Origin of the sequence: Mucilaginibacter sp., assembly GCF_965277465.1 — a bacterium.
GTDB lineage: Bacteria > Bacteroidota > Bacteroidia > Sphingobacteriales > Sphingobacteriaceae > Mucilaginibacter.
In genome coordinates this window covers 562200-587396 of sequence record NZ_CBDICW010000001.1, presented here as the reverse complement: position 1 = coordinate 587396, position 25197 = coordinate 562200, and the positions used below count along the sequence as shown (strand labels likewise).

25 protein-coding genes and 1 tRNA gene are annotated in these 25197 nt (G+C 40.0%); 13 read left to right on the top strand and 13 right to left on the bottom strand.

Translation table 11 applies throughout. The annotated features are described in order from the left end of the window. Positions 1-40 precede the first annotated feature (40 nt). Positions 41-910 carry a YitT family protein gene (locus ACQY4U_RS02605; RefSeq protein ID WP_428327816.1) on the bottom strand — a complete coding sequence of 290 codons (870 nt, stop codon included), beginning with the start codon at positions 908-910 and terminating at the stop codon, positions 41-43. Positions 911-1092: 182 nt separating this feature from the next. Here ACQY4U_RS02605 and ACQY4U_RS02600 point away from each other — a divergent pair, with 182 nt between their 5' ends. From ACQY4U_RS02600 to rmuC, 7 genes are all read left to right on the top strand, one after another. Continuing rightward, entirely contained in the window at positions 1093-2421 is a 1329-nt protein-coding gene (locus tag ACQY4U_RS02600) for a sensor histidine kinase (protein ID WP_428327815.1), read from the top strand. A gap of 20 nt (positions 2422-2441) precedes the next feature. Then, the gene (locus ACQY4U_RS02595; protein ID WP_428327814.1) at positions 2442-2822 is read left to right on the top strand and encodes a response regulator; all 381 of its coding nucleotides are present in this window, start codon (positions 2442-2444) and stop codon (positions 2820-2822) included. Further along, positions 2822-3865 (top strand): adenylate/guanylate cyclase domain-containing protein, encoded by a 1044-nt coding sequence (locus ACQY4U_RS02590; protein WP_428327813.1) that lies wholly within the window; start codon positions 2822-2824, stop codon positions 3863-3865. Before ACQY4U_RS02595 ends, ACQY4U_RS02590 begins: the two co-directional genes overlap by 1 nt. A gap of 105 nt (positions 3866-3970) precedes the next feature. Then, complete coding sequence (locus tag ACQY4U_RS02585) at positions 3971-5113, top strand: ATP-binding protein (RefSeq protein WP_428327812.1); 1143 nt, start codon at positions 3971-3973, stop codon at positions 5111-5113. A gap of 12 nt (positions 5114-5125) precedes the next feature. Continuing rightward, complete coding sequence (locus ACQY4U_RS02580; RefSeq protein ID WP_428327811.1) at positions 5126-6505, top strand: PSP1 domain-containing protein; 1380 nt, start codon at positions 5126-5128, stop codon at positions 6503-6505. After that, positions 6502-6981 carry a gliding motility lipoprotein GldH gene (locus ACQY4U_RS02575; protein ID WP_428327810.1) on the top strand — a complete coding sequence of 160 codons (480 nt, stop codon included), beginning with the start codon at positions 6502-6504 and terminating at the stop codon, positions 6979-6981. The genes ACQY4U_RS02580 and ACQY4U_RS02575 overlap by 4 nt, the downstream gene beginning before the upstream one ends. 99 nt (positions 6982-7080) lie before the next feature. Then, positions 7081-8487, top strand: a complete 1407-nt coding sequence (gene rmuC / locus ACQY4U_RS02570) for a DNA recombination protein RmuC (protein WP_428327809.1) — start codon at positions 7081-7083, stop codon at positions 8485-8487. A 161-nt stretch (positions 8488-8648) separates the two neighbouring features. Here rmuC and thiL read toward each other — a convergent pair whose 3' ends face one another. Both thiL and nadA read right to left on the bottom strand, forming a co-directional pair. Further along, entirely contained in the window at positions 8649-9695 is a 1047-nt protein-coding gene (gene thiL, locus ACQY4U_RS02565; protein ID WP_428327808.1) for a thiamine-phosphate kinase, read from the bottom strand. 5 nt (positions 9696-9700) lie between these two features. Beyond that, positions 9701-10693: a quinolinate synthase NadA gene (gene nadA, locus ACQY4U_RS02560; protein ID WP_428327807.1), complete on the bottom strand. Its 993-nt coding sequence runs from the start codon at positions 10691-10693 to the stop codon at positions 9701-9703. A 406-nt stretch (positions 10694-11099) separates the two neighbouring features. On the opposite strand from nadA, the gene nadB reads away from it, so the two are divergent. Continuing rightward, entirely contained in the window at positions 11100-12692 is a 1593-nt protein-coding gene (gene nadB, locus ACQY4U_RS02555) for an L-aspartate oxidase (RefSeq protein ID WP_428327806.1), read from the top strand. A 9-nt stretch (positions 12693-12701) separates the two neighbouring features. Here the strand turns inward: nadB and ACQY4U_RS02550 are convergent. Beyond that, positions 12702-12774: transfer RNA gene (locus tag ACQY4U_RS02550), tRNA-Gly, on the bottom strand. Positions 12775-12817: 43 nt separating this feature from the next. Further along, positions 12818-13333, bottom strand: coding sequence for a hypothetical protein (locus ACQY4U_RS02545; RefSeq protein WP_428327805.1), 516 nt, complete (start codon positions 13331-13333; stop codon positions 12818-12820). Between the two features lie 66 nt (positions 13334-13399). On the opposite strand from ACQY4U_RS02545, the gene ACQY4U_RS02540 reads away from it, so the two are divergent. After that, positions 13400-13912: a gamma carbonic anhydrase family protein gene (locus ACQY4U_RS02540; RefSeq protein WP_428327804.1), complete on the top strand. Its 513-nt coding sequence runs from the start codon at positions 13400-13402 to the stop codon at positions 13910-13912. On the opposite strand, the gene ACQY4U_RS02535 is transcribed toward ACQY4U_RS02540, so the two are convergent. The 5 genes from ACQY4U_RS02535 to ACQY4U_RS02515 all read right to left on the bottom strand — a co-directional run bounded on the left by ACQY4U_RS02535 (position 13902) and on the right by ACQY4U_RS02515 (position 20494). Further along, the gene (locus tag ACQY4U_RS02535) at positions 13902-15545 is read right to left on the bottom strand and encodes an Ig-like domain-containing protein (protein ID WP_428327803.1); all 1644 of its coding nucleotides are present in this window, start codon (positions 15543-15545) and stop codon (positions 13902-13904) included. The two genes, ACQY4U_RS02540 and ACQY4U_RS02535, sit on opposite strands and share 11 nt — an antisense overlap. Before the next feature lie 117 nt (positions 15546-15662). Next, on the bottom strand, positions 15663-17525 hold the full coding sequence (mnmG, locus tag ACQY4U_RS02530; protein WP_428327802.1) for a tRNA uridine-5-carboxymethylaminomethyl(34) synthesis enzyme MnmG: 1863 nt from the start codon (positions 17523-17525) through the stop codon (positions 15663-15665). A 195-nt stretch (positions 17526-17720) separates the two neighbouring features. Beyond that, the gene (locus tag ACQY4U_RS02525; protein WP_428327801.1) at positions 17721-17975 is read right to left on the bottom strand and encodes a CBU_0592 family membrane protein; all 255 of its coding nucleotides are present in this window, start codon (positions 17973-17975) and stop codon (positions 17721-17723) included. Further along, positions 17976-19841, bottom strand: a complete 1866-nt coding sequence (locus ACQY4U_RS02520; protein ID WP_428327800.1) for an ABC-F family ATP-binding cassette domain-containing protein — start codon at positions 19839-19841, stop codon at positions 17976-17978. Beyond that, positions 19838-20494, bottom strand: coding sequence for an NAD(P)H-binding protein (locus tag ACQY4U_RS02515; protein WP_428327799.1), 657 nt, complete (start codon positions 20492-20494; stop codon positions 19838-19840). Before ACQY4U_RS02515 ends, ACQY4U_RS02520 begins: the two co-directional genes overlap by 4 nt. An 87-nt stretch (positions 20495-20581) precedes the next feature. Between ACQY4U_RS02515 and ACQY4U_RS02510 the strand changes: the two genes are divergently transcribed. The 4 genes from ACQY4U_RS02510 to ACQY4U_RS02495 all read left to right on the top strand — a co-directional run bounded on the left by ACQY4U_RS02510 (position 20582) and on the right by ACQY4U_RS02495 (position 23709). Then, positions 20582-21292 carry a pirin family protein gene (locus ACQY4U_RS02510; protein ID WP_428327798.1) on the top strand — a complete coding sequence of 237 codons (711 nt, stop codon included), beginning with the start codon at positions 20582-20584 and terminating at the stop codon, positions 21290-21292. Between the two features lie 89 nt (positions 21293-21381). Next, positions 21382-22161 (top strand): MlaE family ABC transporter permease, encoded by a 780-nt coding sequence (locus ACQY4U_RS02505; RefSeq protein WP_428327797.1) that lies wholly within the window; start codon positions 21382-21384, stop codon positions 22159-22161. 7 nt (positions 22162-22168) lie between these two features. Then, positions 22169-22957: an ABC transporter ATP-binding protein gene (locus tag ACQY4U_RS02500; protein WP_428327796.1), complete on the top strand. Its 789-nt coding sequence runs from the start codon at positions 22169-22171 to the stop codon at positions 22955-22957. Beyond that, complete coding sequence (locus ACQY4U_RS02495; RefSeq protein ID WP_428327795.1) at positions 22954-23709, top strand: MlaD family protein; 756 nt, start codon at positions 22954-22956, stop codon at positions 23707-23709. Before ACQY4U_RS02500 ends, ACQY4U_RS02495 begins: the two co-directional genes overlap by 4 nt. A gap of 70 nt (positions 23710-23779) precedes the next feature. Here the strand turns inward: ACQY4U_RS02495 and ACQY4U_RS02490 are convergent, their stop codons facing one another. From ACQY4U_RS02490 to ACQY4U_RS02480, 3 genes are read right to left on the bottom strand one after another with little or no spacing between them, the layout of a single operon-like run. Beyond that, positions 23780-24292, bottom strand: a complete 513-nt coding sequence (locus ACQY4U_RS02490) for a glutathione peroxidase (RefSeq protein ID WP_428327794.1) — start codon at positions 24290-24292, stop codon at positions 23780-23782. Between the two features lie 51 nt (positions 24293-24343). Then, a complete protein-coding gene (gene ybeY / locus ACQY4U_RS02485; protein WP_428327793.1) occupies positions 24344-24775 on the bottom strand; it encodes an rRNA maturation RNase YbeY in 432 nt (143 codons plus the stop codon). Continuing rightward, positions 24775-25197 (bottom strand): ATP-binding protein, encoded by a 423-nt coding sequence (locus tag ACQY4U_RS02480; RefSeq protein WP_428327792.1) that lies wholly within the window; start codon positions 25195-25197, stop codon positions 24775-24777. The genes ybeY and ACQY4U_RS02480 overlap by 1 nt, the downstream gene beginning before the upstream one ends.

Sequence of the window (25197 nt, the reverse complement as noted above, 5' to 3'; positions counted from 1 at the left end):
TCTGGTTTAAATGATCAGATTCTTTTTATTCAAATAACCCTTAGTGGCGTGCGCGCTTTTTCAATACCCCGCCTGCGGCTTCTTTAATGGTACTGGTAAATACAAAGGCTTTGGGGTCAATCTCGTGGATCAGGTTGCGCATGCGCCTAACCTCTAAGCGGGTAACAACGGTAAAAATAATATCAACCGGCTGGCTAACATCAAAGCTGTCTTTTAAAAAGCCGCGTTCGCCTTTATATATGGTTATGCCGCGGCCAAGTGTCATAACCAACTGCGCTTTAATCTGCTCGCTCTCGCCCGATATAATGGTTACCCCGGTATATTCTTCCAGCCCCTCAATTACAAAACTGATGGTTTTTGATGCCGTGTAGTATGTTAAAATTGAGTAAAGTGCAGTAGGCAAGCCCAGCTTAATAGCCGCTATCAGGAAGATGATGATGTTGATGCCTAAAATTATTTCGCTGATGGTAAAGCTGATGCGTTTACCTGTGTACAGGGCCAAAACCTCAATACCATCCAGCGCGCAACCGCCACGGATAGCCAACCCAACTCCAATACCCATAAACACACCGCCGAAGATAGACACCAATAATTTATCGGATGTTATTTGCGGGTAAGGGATAAACAGCAGGCAAAGCCCCAGGCCAATTACGGCAATAGCCGTTTTAACAGCAAACATTTTATTTACCTGGAAGGCCCCCATTATAATAAAAGGGATATTGGCTATAATAATTACATAAGCAATATTTAAGTGATACAGCTCGTGGATAAGTAATGAGATACCGGTAACTCCACCATCAAAAAACTGGTTGGGTACCAAAAAACTTCTCAACGCAAATCCGCTGAAAAGGATACCGAATAAGGTATAGATGGTGTCTTGTAACCAATGAGGTAATTGTAAGCTTTTCATTTACGGCCTTTACTTATTGGGTATTTGATGAGCCCCTAAGTTAGCATCCTTTTTAGTTTGGCACAAATTAATGGCACTTTTGGTAAAATATTATGGCTTTCTAACTTATAAAAAAGCTGTGTGGGATAAATATTCCGGCTAATCCATTAACTTTAATTTTTAATATAGCTTATCCTACCTCTATGCATGTGTTTTTTTACCTGGCCGCATTTTTATTGGTGAACCGCTTAAAAAAAGCGTTCAGTTATCCACCACTAAGAGAAAAATGGAGCAACCTTTTAAATGTTGCCTTTTGGATAATTATTGCCCTTTTTTGTGTTGGCGAAAGCTGGATTGGTGAAATAGCAAACTATTTATTTGGCAGCCTTTTACTATTGGGCATTTTAATTTTTGCAGAAAAGGAACCTGATTTTCAATCGTTCCATTCATTTATAAAGGCACATTACCCATTGGTTGGCACGGGGATTTTAGCAGGCCTTACTGAACTGATAGCCCCTACCTTTTATGCAAAATACGATAACTACTTTGAATTTTTAATCATAGCCGCCTTTGTTTGGATCTTTGCCCGATTGGCAACCACCAAAAAGCAACAGGAAGAGGTGCGCATTGTTGGCCAGAAAAATGCAGAGCTTGATAAGTTAGTGGCCGAACGCACAGCCGAACTTACCAAGCAAAAGAACGAATTGCAGGCAACCCTTTTACTGCTGCAAACCACACAGCAGCAGCTTATCCAGTCGGAAAAATTAGCTTCGCTTGGCGAACTTACCGCTGGCATTGCCCACGAGATTCAGAACCCATTGAACTTTGTGAACAATTTTTCGGAAGTGAGCATGGAGCTTGTTGATGAAATGGGCGAGGAACTGGCCAAAGGCGATATGGAAGAAGCAATGGCGATAGCAAATGATATTAAGCAAAACCTGGAGAAGATCCGCCACCACGGTAAGCGCGCTGATGGCATTGTAAAGGGCATGCTGCAACACAGCCGCGCCGGCAGTGGACTTAAAGAAGCTACCAATGTTAACACATTGGCCGATGAATACCTGCGCCTGGCTTATCATGGTTTGCGTGCAAAGGATAAAACCTTTAACTCCGAAATGATCACCCATTTTGACAGCACCCTGCCCGAGATCAATTTATTATCGCAGGATGTTGGCCGTGTATTGCTCAACTTATTTAACAACGCTTTTTATGCCGTACAGCAAAAGCACATGGCCGATGCCAGTTTTAAACCCATAGTTGAACTAAGCACCGCCAAAAAAGGTAACAATATTGAAATAAAAGTTAAAGACAACGGAACCGGAATCCCTGATAATATCAGGGATAAAATAATGCAGCCGTTTTTTACCACCAAGCCAACCGGCGAGGGAACAGGCCTGGGTTTATCCTTAAGTTATGACATTATTGTAAAGGCGCATGGCGGTAAAATTGATATTGAGAGCAAGGAGGGCGAATACACCTTATTCACCATTTTACTGCCGGTAAGCCCCGCCGATAAGAAGGCCTTAATTTAATTCTTATCTTTAACCGCCGTATGAAAATATTAGTAGTTGATGATGAAGCTGATGTTCAGCCTCTTTTTTTACAACGTTTCCGCAAGGAGATCCGTGCCCATGAACTGGAGTTTGAATTTGCCCTGTCGGGCGAAGAAGCGCTGGATTATCTGAAGGATAAGCAGTCGGAAGTGATCCTTATCCTGTCCGATATTAATATGCCGGGCATGAGCGGTATCGAGCTGCTTACAAAAATCCGTAAAGACTTTGATGCCCCGCCACCACCCATCGTGATGATGGTTACGGCCTATGGCGATGAAGAAAATCACAGGCAGGCTATGGAAAATGGCGCCAATGATTTTTTGACCAAGCCGCTTGATTTTAATTTACTTAGAGAAAAACTTAAAACCCTTTTTGCCTGATGGCTAAGATATTGGTTGTAGACGATGAAGCAGATCTGGAACTGTTGGTGAAACAGAAGTTCCGCCGCAAGATCCGCGAAAATGTATATGAGTTTGTATTTGCCCAAAATGGCGAAGAAGCCCTTTTGCAGGTAAAAGCGCATCCCGATCTGGATATTATTTTAAGTGATATTAACATGCCGGTAATGGATGGCCTTACCCTGCTGAGCCGCCTGCCCGAAGCCAACCCTATGGTAAAAGCGGTAGTGGTATCGGCCTACGGCGATATGCAAAACATCCGCACCGCCATGAACCGGGGTGCTTTTGATTTTGTATGTAAACCCGTAGATTTTGAGGATCTTGATCTCACCATCGAAAAAACCATTTTGCACGTAAAGCAATTACAGGAAACCCTTAAGGCCATCAAAGAAAACAACATCCTCAAAATGTATGTGGACGAGAATGTGCTCAACTTTATGGCGCACAAGGAGTTTGAAGGCAGCCTGATGAAAAACGAGCTGGTGGATGCTACCGTTATGTTTATTGATGTTTGTGGTTTTACCGCAATTACTGAGCAGGTGCCCGCTAATACCGTTGTTAAATTGCTCAACGGCCTTTTTGACGATATAGTACGGGCAATTATTGCGCAGGGCGGCCATGTAGATAAATTTATGGGCGATGCCGTGATGGCTGTTTTTCGTGGAAATTTCCATTTAGACAGGGCCATTGATACCGCCTTAGCCGTTAGGGAACAAATAAAAGAAATGGCAGAAATGCAGGTTGGTGATATTCCTTATAAACCGCAGGTTTCTATTGGTATCAACTCCGGCGAAATGGTATCGGGCAATATTGGTTCTGTATCCTTAAAACGGTTGGATTATACCGTTATTGGCGATGCCGTTAATTTATCACAACGCTTGCAATCGGCAGCAAAACCCGGGCAGATAATTATAACCGAAGAGGTATATCATAAAGCAAAAGAATCCTTCCGCTGCGAAAAAATTGGCGAGGTAACTCTAAAAAACAAAGTAAAACCCGTTACTATTTACGAGGTGCTTGAATAGTTTTATCTGCCTGTTTAGCTTAATTTTCAAAATCATTTTATAAAAAAATATAGCTGCCGGGGCTATTGTTAACTACATCTCAAATCTATTCCTTATTTTGCACCAATGCAGTTTAAGCAAATAGTTGGACAGGATGCCGTAAAGCAACGTTTGATCAGCTCGGTAAAAGAGAACCGGGTTAGTCATGCCCAGTTGTTTTTGGGTCCGGGGGGCTCGGGTGGCCTGCCATTAGCTGTTGCTTATGCCCAATATGTATCCTGCGAAAACAAGTTGGCCGATGATTCATGCGGCGAGTGTTCATCATGCCGCAAGTATCAAAAACTAATGCACCCCGATCTGCATTTTTCATACCCCTTTTTTGCGAAACATAAAGACGATACCGCCATTACCTTTATTGAGCAATGGCGCGATGCTTTTACAGCAAACCCCTACTTAAGCCTGGATAACTGGCGCGGATACCTGGATGCCGAAAACAAACAGGCCAATATCAATATTGCCGAGTGCCACCAGATCATTAAAAAACTAAGCTTTAAGCCTTTTGAATCAGCCTATAAAATTCTGATCCTTTGGCTGCCCGAATATTTAGACAAGGAAGGGAACGCCCTTTTAAAAATTATTGAAGAACCACAGCCCAACACGCTGTTTTTGCTGGTTGCACAAAATCAGGATCAGATATTGAACACTATCCTGTCGCGCACCCAATTGATAAAGATACCCACTTTGGGCTATGAAGAAATAAAGCAGTATCTGCTTGATCATCATCACCAAACAGAAGATGCCGCTGCCGAAATTGCTTATTTATGCAATGGCAATTTAACCGAGGCATTAACCATGCTGAATACCGACAACAAGGGCTACCATGAACTGTTTGTACAGTGGCTACGCCTTTGTTTTGCCAATAAGGGGCTTGAAATAATGCCCTTTGTTGACCAGGTTGCAAAAATGGGCCGCGAAAACCAAAAGAATTTTTTACGTTACGGCATCAGCTTTTTAAGGGAATGCTGTATGCTGTTATCAGGTGCGGGCAGCCTGGTGCATTTACCTGCCCGGGAGTTGGAAACAGCTCAAAAAATGACCAGTGTAATGATAGTGCCCGAAGCGCAGGCTATAGTTGCCGAGCTTGAAAAGGCACATTACCATGTAGAGAGAAATGGTAACCCTAAAATTTTGTTTTTAGATGTATCTTTACAGATTATAAAAGTATTAAGCTTTAAAACGATCCGCCAAACGGCGGACACTAATATATAGATCGATCAAATTATGGGATGTGGAAGTTGCTCAACGGGAGGCGGATGTTCGCCCGCGGGCTGCAAAAGTAATGGCTCATGCCTTACCAATGGCTGCAGCAAATTAGATGTTTACGATTGGCTGTCGCACATGGATATGCCAACAAATTATAAGCCTTTTGGCATCATTGAGGTAAAATTTAAGGGTTCAAGGAAAGAGTTTTATCTTAATCCGGATAACATTTATTTAGAAGCCGGCGAACTGGTGGTTGTTGAAACAACCACAGGTGGCTATGATGTTGGCCATGTTTCCATAACCGGCGAGCTGGTTAGGATGCAAATGGTAAAGCGCCGTGTTAAGGAAGAGGAGGTAGCCAAAAAGATATATCGTAAGGCAACAGTTGCCGATGTAGAAAAATGGAAAGCCGCTAAAGACCTTGAGTGGGAAACCATGCACAAATCGCGCACACTGGCGCTTGAGCTTAATTTATCAATGAAGCTGAGCGACGTGGATTACCAGGGCGATAAAACCAAGGCCACCTTTTATTATACGGCCGAAGGCCGCGTTGATTTCAGGGAGCTGATTAAAAAAATGGCCGAAACCTTCCGCATCCGTATAGAGATGCGCCAGATAGGGATGCGCCAGGAAGCAAGCCGTTTAGGTGGTATTGGCTCATGTGGCCGCGAGCTTTGCTGCTCAACCTGGCTTACTGATTTTAAAACGGTTTCAACATCGGCTGCACGCTATCAAAACCTTTCGCTTAATACATTAAAATTAGCCGGCCAGTGCGGTAAGCTTAAATGCTGCCTTAACTATGAGCTGGATACATACATGGATGCGCTTAAATACATCCCTGATAATGTGAATGTATTAAAAACAGAAAAAGGGGATGCCCGCCTGCAAAAAACAGATATATTTAAAAAGCTGATGTGGTTTAGCTATCCGCGCGAAGAATCGTGGATCCCGCTGCCGCTTACCCGCGTTAAAGAAATTCAGCAAATGAACCGCGAGGGAATTATCCCCGCTGATTTGGGTGAAGTTGTTGAGCTTGAAAACAAACCGGCCAAAGCTTTGGATTATGAAAATGTTGTTGGCCAGGATAGCTTAACCCGGTTGGATGAGCGCAGTCGCAATAACAACAATAATAATAAAAAGAAGAAAACAAATAACCGCAATAAGCCTAACAGACCAAACGGCCCGGCCGATGGTCAGCCACAGCAGATGCAACAACAGCCGCGCCCTGAAGCAGGTGCAGCACCAAGACCACAAACACCAAGACCACCGCAAGCCGCAGGGCCAAGGCCGGAGGGTGCAGCGAATAATAATCCAAACCGTAAAAAATTCCGCCCAAATAAAAATAACCAAAACCGTAATGACGGTAACCGTGGCGGGCAGCAAGATAAAAAGGAATGAAAAGGGGATTGATCTTTTATTTTCTATCACTGGCGATGGTTGCATTTTCCATCGCCGGCTGTACTGACAAAAAAGCCTTAACGGATCAAAACACTGCCGTTACCGGCCACAGCTGGACTTATCAGAACAAGCTAAAATACACAGTTAAAATTGATGATGAAAAGGCAGCTTATAACCTGTATATGAATTTAAGGGTTACTGCTGATTATAAATACTCAAACCTGTTTGTTTTAATTACGCAAACCGCACCCGATAAAAAAACAAAGATTAACCGCTACGAACTAAAACTTGCTAACAAGGAAGGTGAGTGGCTGGGTGATGGGTCCGGAAACTTATACAGTTACCAGGTACCTTTCCGCACAAACTATAAATTCCCGGTTAAGGGGACCTATACCTTTACTATAGAACAAAACATGCGCGATAACCCCCTGCTTGAAGTAAGCGATGTGGGTTTACGGGTAGAAAGAAATCAATAATACGTTGCACAGGGGAATTACTTAAGCCAGTAATTTCCCTATTCAATTCCATCCTATACTAAAATTTCCTACCTTCGTTTTGCTAATATTTTTATCAAAATGAGTGTTTATATTTTAGTTGCTTCTATCGTAATCCTTTTAGTTGCCGTATTGCTTTTTTTAAAGAAACCGGTAAATACCGATACCATTTCGGCAGATGAATTACTGCGTTTAAAAAATGAAAATACTAAACTTCATATCTCATTAGCCAAAGCCGAGGAAGGCGTATCCCGCTTAAGCTTAGAACGCGACAAAGCCGACAAACAATTACAGGAAGAACGCGTAAGGTACGATCATCAGATGATTGGCCTTAACCAGGAATTGCTTACCGAAAAGAACCGCATGGCCAAAGCCGAAGAGCAATTTAAGGCCCAGCGCGAAAGATTAGCCGAACAGGAAAGATCTATCCAGGATATTCAACAAAAATTTCAGCTCGAATTTCAAAATGTAGCCAATAAATTATTGGATGAAAAATCCCAAAAATTTATTGAAACTAATCGGACCAATCTGGATGTTTTGTTAAATCCCCTTAAAGAAAATATCAAAGCATTTGAGGATAAGGTAGACAAGGTTTATAACATGGAAGCTGCCGAACGGAATACCCTTAAAGGGGTTATTACCCAGCTGATGGATCTTAATAAACTGATCAGCACCGAAGCATCCAACTTAACCAAAGCATTAAAGGGCGACAATAAAAAACAAGGTAACTGGGGCGAAGTTATTTTAGAAAGAGTGCTTGAACGTTCGGGCCTGGTTAAAGACCGTGAGTACCGGCTGCAGGCCAGTTTAAACGGCCCTGACGGCAATCGCTTACAACCCGACGCTATAATTGACCTCCCGGATGAAAAGCACCTGATTATCGACTCAAAAGTATCTTTGGTAGCTTATGAGCGTTTGGTAAATGCCGAAACTGAAGATGAGCGTAAATTATTTTCAAAGGCACATGTTGAATCTATCCGTGGGCATGTGCTTAATTTATCATCCAAAAATTACCATGATCTTTACCAGATCAACTCCCCTGATTTTGTTTTGCTTTTTGTGCCGATAGAATCATCATTTAGTTTTGCCGTTCAGATTGATGCCGAGCTTTTTAGCGATGCCTGGGATAAGCGTGTAGTAATTGTTAGCCCATCAACCTTATTGGCCACCTTACGTACCATTGCCAGTATATGGAAACAAGAACGCCAAAACCGCAACGTACTTGAAATTGCCCGTTTAAGCGGCGCCATGTACGATAAATTTGTGGGCTTTATTGGCGATATGGAAGGTATCGGCAAAAATATTAAGCTAAGCCAAACAGCTTACGATAATGCCCTTAATAAATTAACAGAGGGTAACGGTAACTTAACCATTACTGCCGATAAGATCAAAAAATTAGGCGCCAAAGCCAATAAGCAATTAGATGCCAAATATATTGCTGATGATGAAGTATCCTCTGCTGATGTTATTAAAGGCGAGTTAAATTAGCTTTCAGACCTTTAGCAAGGATGCTTGCAATAACCAATACGTCATTACGATGAGTTGCGAAGAAGCAATCAATTAATATACAGATCAACCTTTATTAACCGATTTGTATAGTAGGTGATTGCTTCGTTCCTCGCAAGGACGCGAATAGAGTATACTATTCTTTACTCCGATTTTTTAAATGCATTCCAGCCTTGCGCAGTTAGCGGATGCGAGTTACCACTTTTGGTAATTAAATTACAGCCTGCTGAAGGCTCGGTTATGTAGCCGATAATGGTAATATCCATTTTGAACTTAATTTTGTCGTAATCGGCTTGTTTAACGGTAAACAACAGCTCATAGTCTTCACCACCACTCAGGGCACAAATTGTAGGGTCAAGGTTAAATTCACGGGCTGTATCAAAGGTCATTGGGTCTAAAGGAATTTTTTCTTCGTATAAACTACAACCTTTGTTACTTTGCTTACAGATATGCAATATTTCAGATGCTAAACCATCTGATACATCGATCATAGCAGTAGGTTTAACTTCAATTTCTTTCAGCAGATCGATAATATCCCGGCGGGCCTCAGGTTTTAACTGGCGCTCAATTATATAATCCTTTCCTTCTAAATCAGGCTGAATATTTGGGTTTTCAAGGTAGATCAGTTTTTCACGTTCAAGCAATTGCAAGCCGGTATATGCACCACCTAAATCGCCTGATACACATATCAAATCACCCTCTTCAGCACCATTACGGTAAACAATATCCTGTTCATCAGCATAACCTATTGAAGTAACACTGATAACCAACCCCTGCTTTGATGATGTTGTATCCCCACCAATCAAATCAATATTATATTTTTCGCAAGCCAGGTAAATACCTTCATACAATTCCTCAACAGCCTCTAACGGAAATTTACTTGAGATGCCTATCGAAACGGTAACCTGCGTAGCCATACCATTCATTGCATAAATATCACTCAGGTTTACCTGTATAGCTTTATAACCCAAATGTTTTAGCGGCGTATAAGCCAAATCAAAATGGATTCCCTCTAAAAGCATATCGGTTGATACCAATACCTTTTTACCCTGCGGATCAAGCACCGCGGCATCATCACCAATTCCTTTTATCGTACTTTTTTGCCCAATTTTTATGTTCTTAGTAAGATGTTCAATTAATCCAAACTCTCCTAATTGCTCAATATTGGTTCTTTCTTCGTTCTCAAACATAAATTCTATAATCCTAATCTGGCTGATATTTCCAGCATTCTTTCAATTGGTTTTACTGCCCTTTCAATAATATGTTGCGGTACAGTAATTTCCGGCGACCCGTTTTTTAAACACAAGTATAATTTCTCCAGTGTATTACGCTTCATATGCGGACAATCATTACAAGCGCAATTATTATTCGGCGGAGCCGGAAAAAATATTTTATCAGGATTTTCTTTTTGCATCTGGTGTAAAATTCCTGCTTCGGTAGCTACGATAAACTCCTTATCAGGATGATTTGATGCATATTTTAAAATCCCCGTGGTCGATCCTATATAATCGGCCATCTGTAATATAACTTCTTCACATTCAGGGTGCGCCAATAATTTAGCACCCGGATGGCGTGATTTTAGCCTGGTTATTTTCTCTCTCGAAAATATCTCGTGCACCATACATGCACCATTCCATAACACCAGATCGCGACCTGTTTTTTTAGCTACATAAGCCCCTAAATTTTTATCAGGGCCAAATATTATTTTCTGATCTTTTGGCAGGCTTTCCACAATTTGTACCGCATTACTCGATGTACAGACTATATCACTCATAGCCTTTAGCTCGGCTGTACAATTCACATAAGTTATCACCAAATGGTCAGGATATTGTTCCTTAAATTTTTTGAACAAATGCGGCGGGCAGCTGTCGGCTAATGAGCATCCGGCTTTTAAATCGGGTAATAAAACCTTTTTTGCTGGTGATAAGATCTTTGCTGTTTCGGCCATGAAATGGACGCCGGCAAATACAATAACGTCGGCATCAGTTTTTGCGGCTTGTTGCGATAATCCCAAACTGTCGCCAATGTAATCGGCGATATCCTGGATATCAGGTTCCTGGTAATAGTGAGCAAGAATGACAGCATTTTTCTCTTTTTTTAATTTTTCAATTTCTTCAAACAGGTCAAGTGTAGGATCAATTTCTTCCTCTACAAAACCCTTCACATTTAATTCTTCGAAGGTATCCATTTCAACAATTCAATTAATAACAATTACTTTTTATATATAAATAAAACTATTGTTATTGGTGTGTTAGTTATGTTTAAAAGTAGTTTGTAAACTACGGTAAAATATTTTTTTTAATAATTTATTAACAATTAATGTGGTTTTTGGATTACCTATTTAATTGATTTTTAGATTCATCTGACAAACAAATTTAAATGTAAAAACTTATATGTTGATACTTTATTACTTTTCAAAATGTTAGCTTTGACGCTTTAAGAGCTCAAAAGTCGCTTAAAATTTAATAGGATTTGCAGTAAAATGTGGGGTTATCAACGAATAAAGTTTTTATGAGTTTTTGCTTACATTAAATTAACAACTTATGCACCGGTTATTAACACAGGTGCTATTTAAAAAAAACAATAGATATAATATGACCAGAACTGTGGATTTCCTGGTAATAGGATCAGGCATAGCAGGATTGAGTTTTGCATTAAAGGCTGCAAAACATGGTAAGGTTCTGATAGTTACAAAATCAAACGAAGATGAGTCAAACACTAAGTATGCCCAGGGTGGTGTTGCGGTAGTGGTTGATAAGAAGGAAGATTCATTTGAAAAACATATAGAGGATACCTTAATATCGGGTGATGGCCTCTGTGATGCAGCAGTAGTTGAAGCTGTTGTTAAGGAAGGACCCGAAAGGATCAGAGAGATAATAGATTATGGTACAAATTTCGATAAAACGAATGAAGGTTTCTATGATTTAGCAAAAGAAGGTGGTCACTCTGAATTTCGTGTACTGCACTATAAAGATATAACCGGTTTTGAAATTGAAAGATCATTATTGGAGCAGATCCATGCTAATCCAAATATTGAAATACTTACCCATTACTTCGCTGTTGACCTGATCACACAGCATCATTTAGGCGTATTGGTAGGTAAGGCAACTACGGATATTACATGTTATGGTATCTATGCATTTAATAACGAAACCAAAAACGTTGAAAAAATACTTTCAAAGGTTACCGTTATGGCATCAGGTGGTGCCGGGCACATCTATTCAATAACAACAAACCCTACCATAGCCACAGGTGATGGTGTTGCTATGGTTTATCGTGCTAAAGGAAAAGTAAGGAATATGGAATTTATACAATTTCATCCTACTGCTTTATATAACCCCGGCGATTACCCATCCTTTTTAATATCCGAGGCTGTACGTGGTTTCGGTGGTATTTTAAAACGTACCAACGGTGAGGAATTTATGCAGGAGTACGATGAACGTAAATCATTAGCTCCCCGTGATATTACTGCCCGTGCAATTGATGCCGAGATTAAAAAATCGGGTGAGGATTATGTTTACTTAGATATAAGGCACCGCAGTAAAAAAGATATACTGGCACACTTCCCTAATATATATGCCAAGTGTTTGGATATTGGTATTGATATGACAAAGGATATGATTCCTGTTGCGCCTGCTTGCCATTATATGTGTGGTGGAGTAATGGTCGATCATGTGGGTAGGTCATCTTTATTAAGACTTTATGCCTGTGGTGAATGTTCATCAACAGGTTTGCATGGTGCTAACAGGTTAGCTTCAAATTCATTGTTAGAAGCTTTGGTATTTGCGCACCGTATTTACGAAGATGCCATTGGCCAGTTTGCTGATATAGTTATCCCTGATAATATTCCTGACTGGGATGAAAAAGGAGTGCAATTACTAAATGAAGATATTTTGGTAACGCACAATGTGCGCGAAATGCAAAAGATAATGAATGATTATGTGGGTATAGTCCGTTCAGATTTCAGGCTGGAGCGTGCCATGCGCAGGTTGGGTTTATTGTATGAAGAAACTGAAGCATTCTACAAAAAAACCAAACTATCGGTAAAACTTTGCGAGCTGCGTAATTTGATACAGGTATCCTTCCTGGTTGTAAAATCAGCTATGTTACGTAAAGAGAGCAGGGGTTTACATTCAACTACTGATTATCCTTATCACGATACTGAAATAAAGGATACTGTATTTTAATTTGAAATGAGCGGAAAACGGGATTCGAACCCGCGGCCTTCAGTTTGGGAAACTGATGCTCTACCAGCTGAGCTATTTCCGCTTATTTTGTACCCGAAAGTAAGTATAAATTATTAATTGAGTATTCAATTACCTGTATTTTGCTTTTTATAGGTTCCGTTTATAAACACATCAGCAATTTTGGGGTTGTTTACATGATGAATGGTAATAATACTGATGTACTTTAAATGTGTACCTTCTTCTTTTTGAATTTTAATAGATCGAACTGCACTTAACTGATAATAAGATGTTTGTGGTTTATAAGTGATAGCACTATCAACATATACCGGGGCATCAGCATATTTTGTAGCTATGTTAAATTTTTTTAATAGCTGATCAAAGTTGAGTAAGCGGATGCCTGGCTTTAATTTGTATATAATAACTGTATCGTTAGCTAACTTATCATATTCTTTTTTAGTTGATTCAACAGTGCCAAAATCAATGGCATAATTATAAATTGGTACAGTAACACCATCATCAGTTGTTACCATAAATGCATAATGTTTATAGTTGGCTGTATCTTTATTTAAATGATAAGTTTTTTGCCCGTAGCAAATTGAAAGAACTGATAAAAAAGCAATTGTTAACGATAACTTTATCATAATTGAAAATGTTATAATTACGTTTGTTATCAACAAAACTAACATTACTAACTAATAATTAAAAATATGCCAGTTATACTGCCAGTAAAAAATATAAGTCCATCATGGGGTAAGGAATGTTTTATAGCCCCTAATGCTACCTTAGTTGGTGATGTTGTTTTGGGCGATAATTGTTCGGTTTGGTTCAATGCAGTGATCCGTGGAGATGTGCATTATATTAAGATAGGGAACAACACCAATATACAGGACGGAGCCGTTATACACGCTACTTATATGTATGCGCCTACCACTATTGGTAACAACGTGTCAATAGGGCACAATGCGCTTGTACACGGCTGTATATTAAAAGATAATGTGCTGATAGGCATGGGTGCCATTGTAATGGATCATGCTATTATTGAAGAATTTGTTATTATAGCAGCAGGCTCTGTCGTTTTGGAAAAAACAATCTGTGAATCGGGCTTTTTATATGCTGGTACACCCGCAAAAAAGATCAAACCTTTAACAGACGATCAAAAGGAACTGCTTAAAAAACTCCCTAATAACTATATTATGTACGCCGGCTGGTTTAAGGACTAACCGGTTCCTTAGGTATAATTATAGGCGTTACCTGCTCCCAGTTAGGCCTCAATGTTATGGGTATTTCATTTACCCATATATTTTCGGGCTGGGTTCTAAGTTTAATACTTCCGCTATCCCATTTTCCATTATTATTGGAATCATAAATAACCTTTACGTTATACTTGCCCGTATAGTAGTTTTTATAAACTAACTGGGTATTCTTTCTTATCAGGTCGCTGCGTAAAAGAACTTTTTGTTCATTCAGTAACTGAATTATATATGATTTTGAGGTATCCGGAACAGTTACAGCCAGGGTAAGCAAACTATAATTTTCGGGTTTATCTACCTGGAACTTCCTAACCGTTCTTTTATTTTTATCACCATAAATATCAGTAAAAGCGCCTTCATTTATAGTTAATACATAGTTATCTATCTGTTTCCACCTATAGTTAAGGGTAAATAATTTGGTATTGGCCGTATCTTTTTCAACCGTAAAATTACTTACATCTGCAGAATCTTCTTTCAGTGTAATAAGTGCCGGATCAAAGGAATTAATAGGGTAATTGGCTTTTATATTTAAAGGAACACCTGGCTTTAATTTATTATCGTTTGATACATTGTAACCAAAAGATAAGGTACGCTGAAAGGTTTCTTTACGCCCTTTTCTAAACGATAAAGAATCAAGCGGTTTATTATTATCAAAAAGAGCAACCCTTATGGAGTCGAAATCCATATTGCGCATATAAAGTGTGGCCGTATCTTTTGTTTTACTAATGTCGACTATTTTTTGACTATCATAACCTTTAGGATAAATAACACGCAGTGATGGATTATCTAATTTTTTGTTGAAAGTAAAAAACAACTTTCCATCCGGATCAAACCTTCTGTCAATAAAGCGAAATTTAACCGGCGTTTGTTTAAAAAGTTTTAGCTGTATATCCGATGTATCTTTAGTTAAATGAATATCGTTTTTAATAAATGCGATCAGCTCGTCGTCTTTATCATAGATCTTGTTCGGGCTGGCCTCCTTAAGAGCATATATCCGATAAGTATCTGGGTGAAGATTATTTAAAGTGAATGCGCCGGCACTATCAGTTGTTGCAAAAATGGTAGGCTTCTTTTTACCAAACAGTAACGAATCCTGTTTCAGGGTAAAAAGCATAACAGTTACATCTTTTTCTTTTAGCTGGGTTTCATTATTAATCACTGTACCCGAAATACTCAAAGAGTCGATATGGATACCGGTAGAAAAAACATACGTAAAATTTTTAAGCACGTTCCCTTCGTTAACATCGGCAATGCTCTTGCCAAAGTTTATAACATAGGTGGTGTTTTTTTCCAGCGTATCTTTAAGCGTTATCTCAATACTTTTTTTCTTCACTTTATACTCCGGTAATTTTGCAGGAGTAGGGCTCATGCTAATTTCGGAGTAGGGATTGTTCAGTTTAAAAAATTCGTCGAAATCAAGGGTGATAACTTTCTCTTTAAAATTCCTCGTCATGTTTGGCGGTGAGGCCTTCAATAATTTGGGTGGATCATGATCCCGCGGCCCACCCTGGGGTAATTGACGGTTTGCACAACCAAAATTGAGTAAAATGATGCAAAAAGCAGTTAGTAGGTAAGCGAAAAAGAGGCCCTTTTTATTTAACATTGTTTTTAAACGCTATAAGCGATCTTTATATTTTAATGAGCTGTAATATTAAAAACTAAAAATAATTGATCTGAAACAAAATCGATGTATATTATTTATTATCAGATAGTTACAAAGCTATCTGCTGATATGAACCATTAAAACCGATATATCAGACGGTGTTACGCCCGAAATGCGGGATGCCTGTCCTAAAGTACGTGGTTTTATTTTCATTAATTTTTCGCGTGCTTCTTTTGACAGTGAAACCAACTGATGATAATTAAATTCTGGATTAATTTCTTTGTCCTCCATTTTTTTCATTTTGTCTACAATCTCTAATTCCTTTTCAAAATAGCTTTCATATTTTATTTTTATTTCGGCCTGCTCAATAGTTTCCCTGTCGTAAGCTGTCAATAAATTATCCAGCGTGTCATCAGCTTTTCTAAGGTCGTTAATTGAAACCTGCGGGCGGCTAAGCAAGTTAAATAATTTTGTGTTTTGATTGAGCGTGCTTGTACCTAATTCTTCTAATAGGCGATTAACCGATGATGGGTCTATTGACCGTGTCCGGGTAAACGCAACTATCTCATCTGAGTTTTTAACTTTAGCCTTTACTTTTTCTAAGCGCTCGTCATTTACCAAACCTAATTCGTGTGCAATAGGGGTAAGCCGGATGTCGGCATTATCCTGGCGTAAAAGTAAACGATGCTCGGCCCTTGAGGTAAACATGCGATAGGGCTCTTCGGTTCCTTTTGTTACAAGGTCATCAATTAACACACCGATATATGATTCTGATCTTTTCATAATCAGCTCATGTTTATCATTTAATTTTTGATGCGCGTTAATGCCGGCAATAAATCCTTGTGATGCTGCTTCTTCATAACCGGTGGTTCCGTTTATCTGTCCTGCAAAATAGAGGTTGCTGATCATTTTGGTTTCTAAGGTTAAGCCTAACTGGGTAGGCGGGAAGTAATCATACTCTATGGCATAACCCGGGCGGAACATCTTTGCATTTTCAAAACCCGGTATTTGTATCAGGGCCTTGTATTGAATATCCTCAGGTAATGATGTTGAGAACCCATTTACATAGATCTCTACTGTGTGCAAACCTTCGGGTTCCACAAAAATCTGGTGCCTGTCGCGTTCAGCAAAGCGATTTATTTTATCTTCGATTGATGGGCAGTAGCGTGGGCCAAGACCTTTGATCCTGCCGGTAAACATCGGCGATTTTTCAAAGCCCTCTTTTAAAGTTTCGTGTACTTTGGTGTTAGTGTAGGTGATCCAGCAGCAGCGCTGTTCTTTAATCATCTCTACATCGGTGTATGAAAAACGACCGCGTTCCTTATCGCCCCATTGTTCCTCCATCAGTTTATAATTCAAACTGCGGCCATCAACACGTGGTGGGGTTCCTGTTTTCATCCTGCCCGATTCAAAGCCCAGCTCTACCAGTTGCTCGGTTAAGCCGGTAGCTGCTTTCTCGGCAGTACGGCCACCACCAAATCTTTTTTCTCCGATGTGGATTAGCCCATTCAAAAACGTACCGTTGGTTAATATCACGGCATCCGCTTCAATCTCTATACCTAAGGAGGTACGAACTCCCGAAATAGTGTTACCTTTTACCAATAAGGAGTTAACCGTATCCTGCCAAAAATCTACATTAGGGGTGCGTTCAAGTGCCAGGCGCCATTCCTCGGCAAAGCGCATCCTGTCGCTTTGTGCACGCGGGCTCCACATAGCTGGGCCTTTAGATAGGTTAAGCATCCGGAACTGGATAGATGTTTTATCCGTTATTATACCTGAATAGCCACCCATTGCATCTATCTCACGCACTATTTGTCCCTTGGCAACACCGCCCATAGCGGGGTTGCAGCTCATTTGTGCTATCACGCCCATATTCATGGTTACTAATAACACAGACGAACCCAGGTTTGCAGCAGCAGCAGCAGCCTCACAGCCGGCATGTCCTGCACCTACAACTATTACATCGTACTTCTTAAACATTGTTTTATTCCTATAATGCGCCAAAGGGCGCATATTATGTTATAAAAGGCATGTTCCACGTGGAACATTGTTGTTTTATTTATATTCTTAATAACGTTCCACGTGGAACGTTATGTCTTTATTAACAAAAGAGAAGCAATAATATTGCCGGTCTTTATGGTTGCCTTGACCTTTATGGTTTGTTCTTATGCAAAATTATTCATTACCAACTGATGTTCCACGTGGAACGTTAAATAATGATAGTAACGCTACAATTGCCCAAACACTTTCTAATACCACAAAAGGGTAGAAGCTGATTAAGTATGAAGAATAGCAACAGATGCCAGCGCCTATAAAATTCATGGCTGCATAGGCCTTGCTGGATGATGGCAGTTTCTTATATAAATTTAACAAAAAGGCTATCAGTAATATAATAACGCCTATTGATGCCAGTATATCTGATGTTTTCATCTATGCTTCTTTTAGTTCGGTCAGTTCAATCCAGCGCATGCTCTTGCCGTCTAACTGGCTGTTCAATGCAGTTATCTGTTGTAAAATATCATTCAGCTTTGAAGCTGCAATCCCTACAACATTAAGTTCGTCGTTTTTGGCTTTTAGCTGTGCCTCGATTTTGGCAATTTCTGCTTCAAGGGTTTCTAACTCTTTTTGCTCTTTAAAACTAAGCTTGTTCTTTTTTACTTCAACTGGTTTTGGCGCTTCAACAATTGGCGCGCGTTTGCTTTGCTGTTTGCTTTCTTCTAATTCTATCCGGTATGAAGAGTAGTTGCCATTATATATCCTCACATGGCCACCTTCTTCCATAATAAAAAGCTGGTCGGTTAGCTTATCCAATAAATACCTATCGTGCGATACCATCATTAACACGCCTGAATAATTGGTTAAAAACTCTTCCAATACATTTAGTGTATCAATATCCAAATCGTTGGTAGGCTCATCCAGGATCAAAAAGTTAGGGTTCTTCATCAGGATGCTCATCAGTTGCAATCTTTTCTTTTCACCACCGCTAAGTTTTGATATAAAACCATATTGCTTGGCAGGGGGGAAGAGGAACAAGGTTAACAATGCAGATGCTGAGATCAGCTTGCCATCGGCCATTGTGATAAACTCTGCAACATTTTTTACAATGTCAATTACACGCTCATCATCCTTAAACACAATGCCTGATTGGTGGAAGTAGCCCATAACGGTAGTTTCACCCTTATCTATAACGCCTTTATCCGGATCTAATTTACCGGTGATCAGGTTTAGCAGGGTTGATTTTCCGCTACCATTCTTTCCGGCAAGGCCAATACGGTCGCCTTTTTTAAATATGTAGCTAAAATCGTTTATATAGGTATGGTCGTTAAATGATTTAAAGAGATGGTTCATCTCCATAATCTTATTACCCTGTCGTGCAGTTTTAACGCTCAGCTCAACTTTTTGCTTGGCGCCACCATTCTTGGTTTTTTCTTCCAGATCATAAAAAGCATCAATGCGTGCTTTTGATTTGGTTCCACGTGCCTGGGGCTGCCTGCGCATCCATTCCAATTCCTTACGTAAAAGATTGCTGTTTTTTTGGAATGAGGCCTCGTCAGATGCTTCTCTTTCGGCTTTCTTTTCTAAGTAGTAACCATAGTTACCTACATAAGGGATTATTTTGCCTTTGTCTATCTCTAAAATTTCATTACATACATTATCCAGAAAGTACCTGTCGTGGGTAACCATCAGGATCGTTTTTGATCCGTCGGTCAATAATTTCTCCAGCCACTCAATGGTGTCAATATCCAGGTGATTGGTAGGCTCATCTAAAATATAAATATCCGGGTCCTCAATCAGCAGCTTTGCCAATGCAAGGCGTTTCTTTTGTCCGCCCGACAAGGTATTGATCTTTTGATTCAGGTGATGAATATCAAGGCGGCCTAAAATGGTTTTTATTTTATATTCGTACTCCCATGCATCCACATTGCTCATTTCTTCCATTATGTTTTCAATGGCTTTGGCGTTGTCTGGGTCATTCTCTAAAAGCTCTTCATATTTTCTGATCATTTGCTGTTGCACATCATCAGCATGAAAAATATAATCACTGATAGTAACCGCGCCTTTAAAGCCTGGATCCTGTTCAAGATATCCCATATTCAAATCGCGCATTTGTGCCACCTTGCCTTCGGTTGGTTTAAGGCTGCCTGATAATAGTTTCAATAAGGTAGTTTTCCCGGCACCGTTGACGCCTACCAACGCTACCCTGCGGCCACGGTTAATACCAACTGATACGTTTCTGAATAACCAGTTGTCATGAAAAGAATGGCCGAGGTTTTCGGCTGAAATGTAATTGCTCACGATAATTGTTGTATTTGGTCGGACGGGTAAATAATTACGCCATCTTCTTTTTTTAATGATTGTTTGTACATGGTGCTTGCAACGGTTGATGCCGCTATGCTCCTGTATTTTTTAAAACTGCCAAAAAGCAGCGGATTGATTATTTTCATTACGGCAACAGAGATGCTCTCCAGCGGACGGCTCTCTTTCCTGTCGCCCATTAATGCCGAGGGCCTATATATATGTAAGCTGGTTAAGCCAACTTTTATTATATCGTTTTCTGTTTCGCCCTTCATCTTTGTATAAAAGTTTGACGAGGCAGGATCTGCGCCAATTGATGATACCAAATGATACTGCTTTATCCCATTATTCAACGCTATTTGTGCCAGCTTCAGTGGATAGTCATGGTCTATTTTTCGGTACTCCGATAAATCGGGGGTCTTTTTTTTGGTCGATCCTAAACAACAAAAAATAACATCGCCGGTAATTGATTTGTTGTAATCTTCAATTTTATCAAAGTCTACAATCAATTGTGTTAGCTTGCTGTTTTTTATCGGTAATTCTTTGCGCACCAATACCAAAACGGCATCATAGCCGGGGTTATTCAACAGCAAATCCAACAGGCTACTGCCAATTAGTCCGCTTGCGCCCGCTATGATCGCTTTATTTGCCATTGAGTATCAAATTTTTTGCAAAAATACACATAATTAAATTGTGGTATAAATATTGAGTGTTTAAACATATAATTAAGTGAAATACACATGAACCAGATATTTTATCCTGCCAATGAGCGGGGAAGCAATGATATAGGATGGCTAAAAGCAAATTTTTCATTCAGTTTTGGACCATATTACAACCCTGATAAGGTGCACTTTGGAGTATTAAGGGTATTGAACGATGATATAATTGCTCCTGGCATGGGCTTTGGCCGCCATCCGCACGATAATATGGAGATAATTACTATCCCTTTAGAAGGCGCGCTGGAACACAAAGACAGCATGGGTAACATAGGCGTAATAACAGCCGGCGAGGTACAGGTAATGTCGGCCGGAACAGGTGTGGAACATTCCGAATATAATCACTCCAAAACAGAGCCTTCAAAAACATTGCAGATCTGGCTGTTTCCAAAAGAGGAAAACATTAAACCCCGCTACGATCAAAAGAGCTTCAAGGAGCAAATGAAGCTTAATGAGCTTACTACTTTAATATCACCCGAAAAAAGTGAGGATACGCTGTGGATCAATCAGGATGCTACCTTCTCGATGGGTGAGTTTGAGGCCGGGCAAACCATAAATTATGAGATCAAAACACCCGGAAACGGCGTTTATGCATTCTTGTTAGATGGCAGTGTTAAAATAAATAATACCACCTTAAACAAAAGGGATGCACTGGGTGTTTATAATACCAACTCAATTATAATTGAATTTCAATCACAATCCCGCTTGCTTTTAATGGATATACCCATGTTGTAAGTAGCTCAGGATCTGCTTTAGTTGTCAAATATTGATCGGGTTAAAACAATTTTATAAACCATTGCTTTAATACGCAAAATATAATACCTATGGCAGAAGAGGTTACGATACCCGCCTGGAAAAAATGGTTTGAAGGCATTGGCGACCAGGTGGGCTTTTTCTTCAAATTTTTCAAAAACATTTTTGTTGGTGGCTTTGAATGGTCTGAGTTTGTAAAACAGTGTTACGAGATCGGTTACCGGTCAATGATGCTGGTGGGCATAACCTCATTTATTATGGGTGTAGTGCTAATATTGCAGCTAAGGCCAACCCTGGTGGCCTTTGGCGCAGCCAGTATGCTGCCTAAAACGCTGTCGGTATCATTTGTCCGCGAGATTGGACCCGTAATTATCGCCATCATCTGCGCGGGTAAAATAGCCTCCAGTATTGGTGCCGAATTAGGCAGCATGAAAGTTACCGAGCAGTTAGCTGCGATGGAAGTATCAGGTGCCAACCCGCTGCAATACTTAGTGGTAACGCGGATAATGGCTACTACGATTATGGTGCCACTTTTATCTGTTTTGGGCGATGCGATAGGGCTTTTCGGCGGCTTTTTGGCCTTAAATATCCGCGATAGCATAAGTTTTCAGCTTTACTTTACCAAGGTAATTGGCTCGCTTGATTTCTCTGATTTTTTACCAGCCTTTATTAAAACGATATTTTTTGGCTTTGCCATCGGCTTTGTGGGCTGCTACAAAGGCTTTCACTCTGATAAGGGTACCGAAAGTGTTGGTGTTGCAGCTAATTCGGCAGTGGTAACAGCCTCTTTATGGATCTTTGTGATAGATGCCATTGCGGTGCAGATCACCAGTTTATTATTTTATAAATAGGATGGTGATGGAAGCAGCAAAAATAAAAGCCGAAAAAAAGTCGAAAGCACCGGATAAGGAAGAGATTGTAATAGCTATTAAAGGGCTTAAAAAATCCTTTGGTACAAAGCACGTGTTGAAAAACATAAACCTTGAAGTAAAACGGGGCGAAAACGTAGTTATTTTGGGCCGTTCAGGTACCGGAAAATCGGTTACTATACAATGTATCGTAGGCATGTTAAAACCTGATGAGGGCTCTGTTAAGGTATTTGGCGAGGAAGTATCTGAACTATCAGAAAAAGGGCTGAAAGAACTAAGGATCAGGATTGGATTTTTGTTTCAGAGCGGGGCGTTGTACGACTCTATGACCGTACGTGAGAACCTCGAGTTTCCGCTTACTAGGGTCTTAAAAATGAAAGACCAGGCAGAGATAGATAAGCGGGTAGAAGATGCCTTAGAAAGCGTTGGATTGCTCGACGCGATAGATAAGCTGCCATCAGACCTTTCGGGCGGGATGCGTAAGCGCGCTGGCCTGGCACGAACCATTATAGTTGAACCGGAAGTGATCCTTTATGATGAACCAACTACAGGGCTTGATCCCATCACTTCCCGGGAGATCAGCGATTTGATCCTAACCATTCAAAAGAAACAGAAAACATCATCCATAATTATTACGCACGATATGGAATGTGCCCGCATAACCGCCGATAGGGTAGTGATTATGAACGATGGCGAATATGTTGCAGAGGGCACATTTGATGAGCTCCACAAATCAAAAGACAAAATTGTACTATCATACTTTAAGGATATATCATGAAAACAACTTCAGGACAAAAAATAAAAATCGGCATTTTTACCTTTATCGGCTTGCTGGTATTGGTGCTGGTCATTTTTTTTATCGGGAACCAAAAGAACTTATTCAGTTCAACCTTTAATATTTACGGCACATTTAAAAATGTGAATGGACTGCAGGTGGGTAATAATGTACGCTTTGCCGGTATAAACGTAGGTGTGGTGGAAGCCATTAATATTGAAACGGACAGCTCTGTAAGGGTTGACCTTACCCTGAATAACAACGTTAAAAAGTTTATTAAAACAGACTCAAAAATAAGTATTGGCAGCGATGGTTTAATGGGCGATAAATTAGTGGTGATAGCTCCGGGAGGTATTACAAGTACGCAAGCGGTTGGTGGCGGGAGCCAGCTAACAGCCGTTAACCCTGTTGATGTTGATAAAATTATAGCTAAGCTAACCAGGGTGGCCGATAATGCCGAATCATTAACATCGGGCCTGTCATCAATTGTGGCTAAGATAAACAGTGGTAAGGGAAGCATTGGCCGCCTGCTAAACAACGATAAGATAGCCAACGATTTAGATGCCACGGTTAAACAGGCGCGTACCACCATGCAAAATGTACATAAAACCACCAGCACACTTAATGAGGATTTGACAGCCGCCCAGCACAACTTTTTATTAAAAGGCTTTTTCAAAAACAAGAAGAAAAAGGCGCAGCAGGATTCTATCAAAAAAGCAAAAGCCGCGGCAGATGCAGCAGCGGGTAAACAGTAAACCGGTTAAAAAAACGGACATAAAAAAGCGGCCTCTGATATTTCAGAGGCCGCTTTTTTATGTTTCCTTATTATAGGTATTTAGTAATCTCCGGAGATAAAGGTGTGGTTTGTGAACGGAAACGGTGAATTAAGTTACCATTTTCGTCGATCAGGAATTTTTCAAAGTTCCATTTGATCTCACCTGTAAAATCAGGATTTGGAGCCGATGTTAAGTATTTAAACAAGGGGTCAATATCATCGCCTTTTACGCTAACTTTTTCGCTAAGCGGAAATGTTACACCAAAACGGGCTTTGCAAAACTCTTTAATTTCAGAGTTTGTACCCGGATCCTGCTGGCCAAAGTTGTTTGCCGGGAACCCAACAACAACAACCTTATCCTTATACTGATCAGCTAATTTTTGCAGATCGGCATACTGAGGCGTAAAACCACATTTTGAAGCAGTGTTAACAATCAGTACTTTTTTGCCTTTATACTGGGCCAGGTTAAAGGGCTTGCCTTCAATTGATTTCAATTTAAACTCATAAACTGATTTTGGAGCGGTAACAAACATTAACGCTAAGCATAAAACTAATATTTTCATGTTAATTAATAAGTTGGTTTCTGGATAAAAGGCGTTTTGTACAAGGTAAAATTAATTATTAAAGCTTCTCTTATTCAAATAGAAATCTTCTTTTAATGTCATTTTTTTCTTGTCGGCAGGTGTTTTATCGGTATAACCAACAAGGTGCAGTGCGCCATGAATAATTACACGGTGCAGTTCGTCAGTTTCGGTAAGGCTGAATTTGCCTGCATTTTCGCGGATGCGCTCAATAGAGATAAAAATATCACCCACAATCACCTTTTCTTTTTCCGAATTATCAAAGGTGATAATGTCGGTGTAAGTATCATGATCCAGGTATTGCTGGTTTATCTGCAATAAATACTCGTCGGTACAAAAAATATAAGTGAGCTCTTTTAATTTATAACCCTCGGCTTGTATGGTATCTGTTATCCACTGCCGCACAGCTATTTTGTTTTTTAATTTATAGGCGATGTCTTCTTCAAAAAACTGTATAGCAGGCATTATATTTTAAAGTGAAGTTCAACTTCGTTACCTTTTGTATTAAATATGCATTGGTCAGCAAGGTGTTTCAAAATAAACACACCCCTGCCTGTCAGGTTCTCCAGGTTTTCAGGCGCTGTTGGGTCTGCAAGGTTATTATAGTCAAAGCCATCACCTTCGTCGGTAATGGTCCAGATAATGCGCCTGCCTTCAACATCGGCATTTACAATTACCTTTTTATTTTCGTCGAGCTTGTTACCGTGTATAATGGCATTATTAGCAGCTTCGCTAAGGCATGTCATCATATTAGCAAAGGTATCCTCGCTAACTTTATGCTTGTCGGCAATTTCTTCTATCAAATTTTCAAGCAGGGTTATGCTTTCTTGTTTTGATGGAAGCTGTAAGGTATACAGTTCACCTGTTTCAACATTTGATTGGTCCAT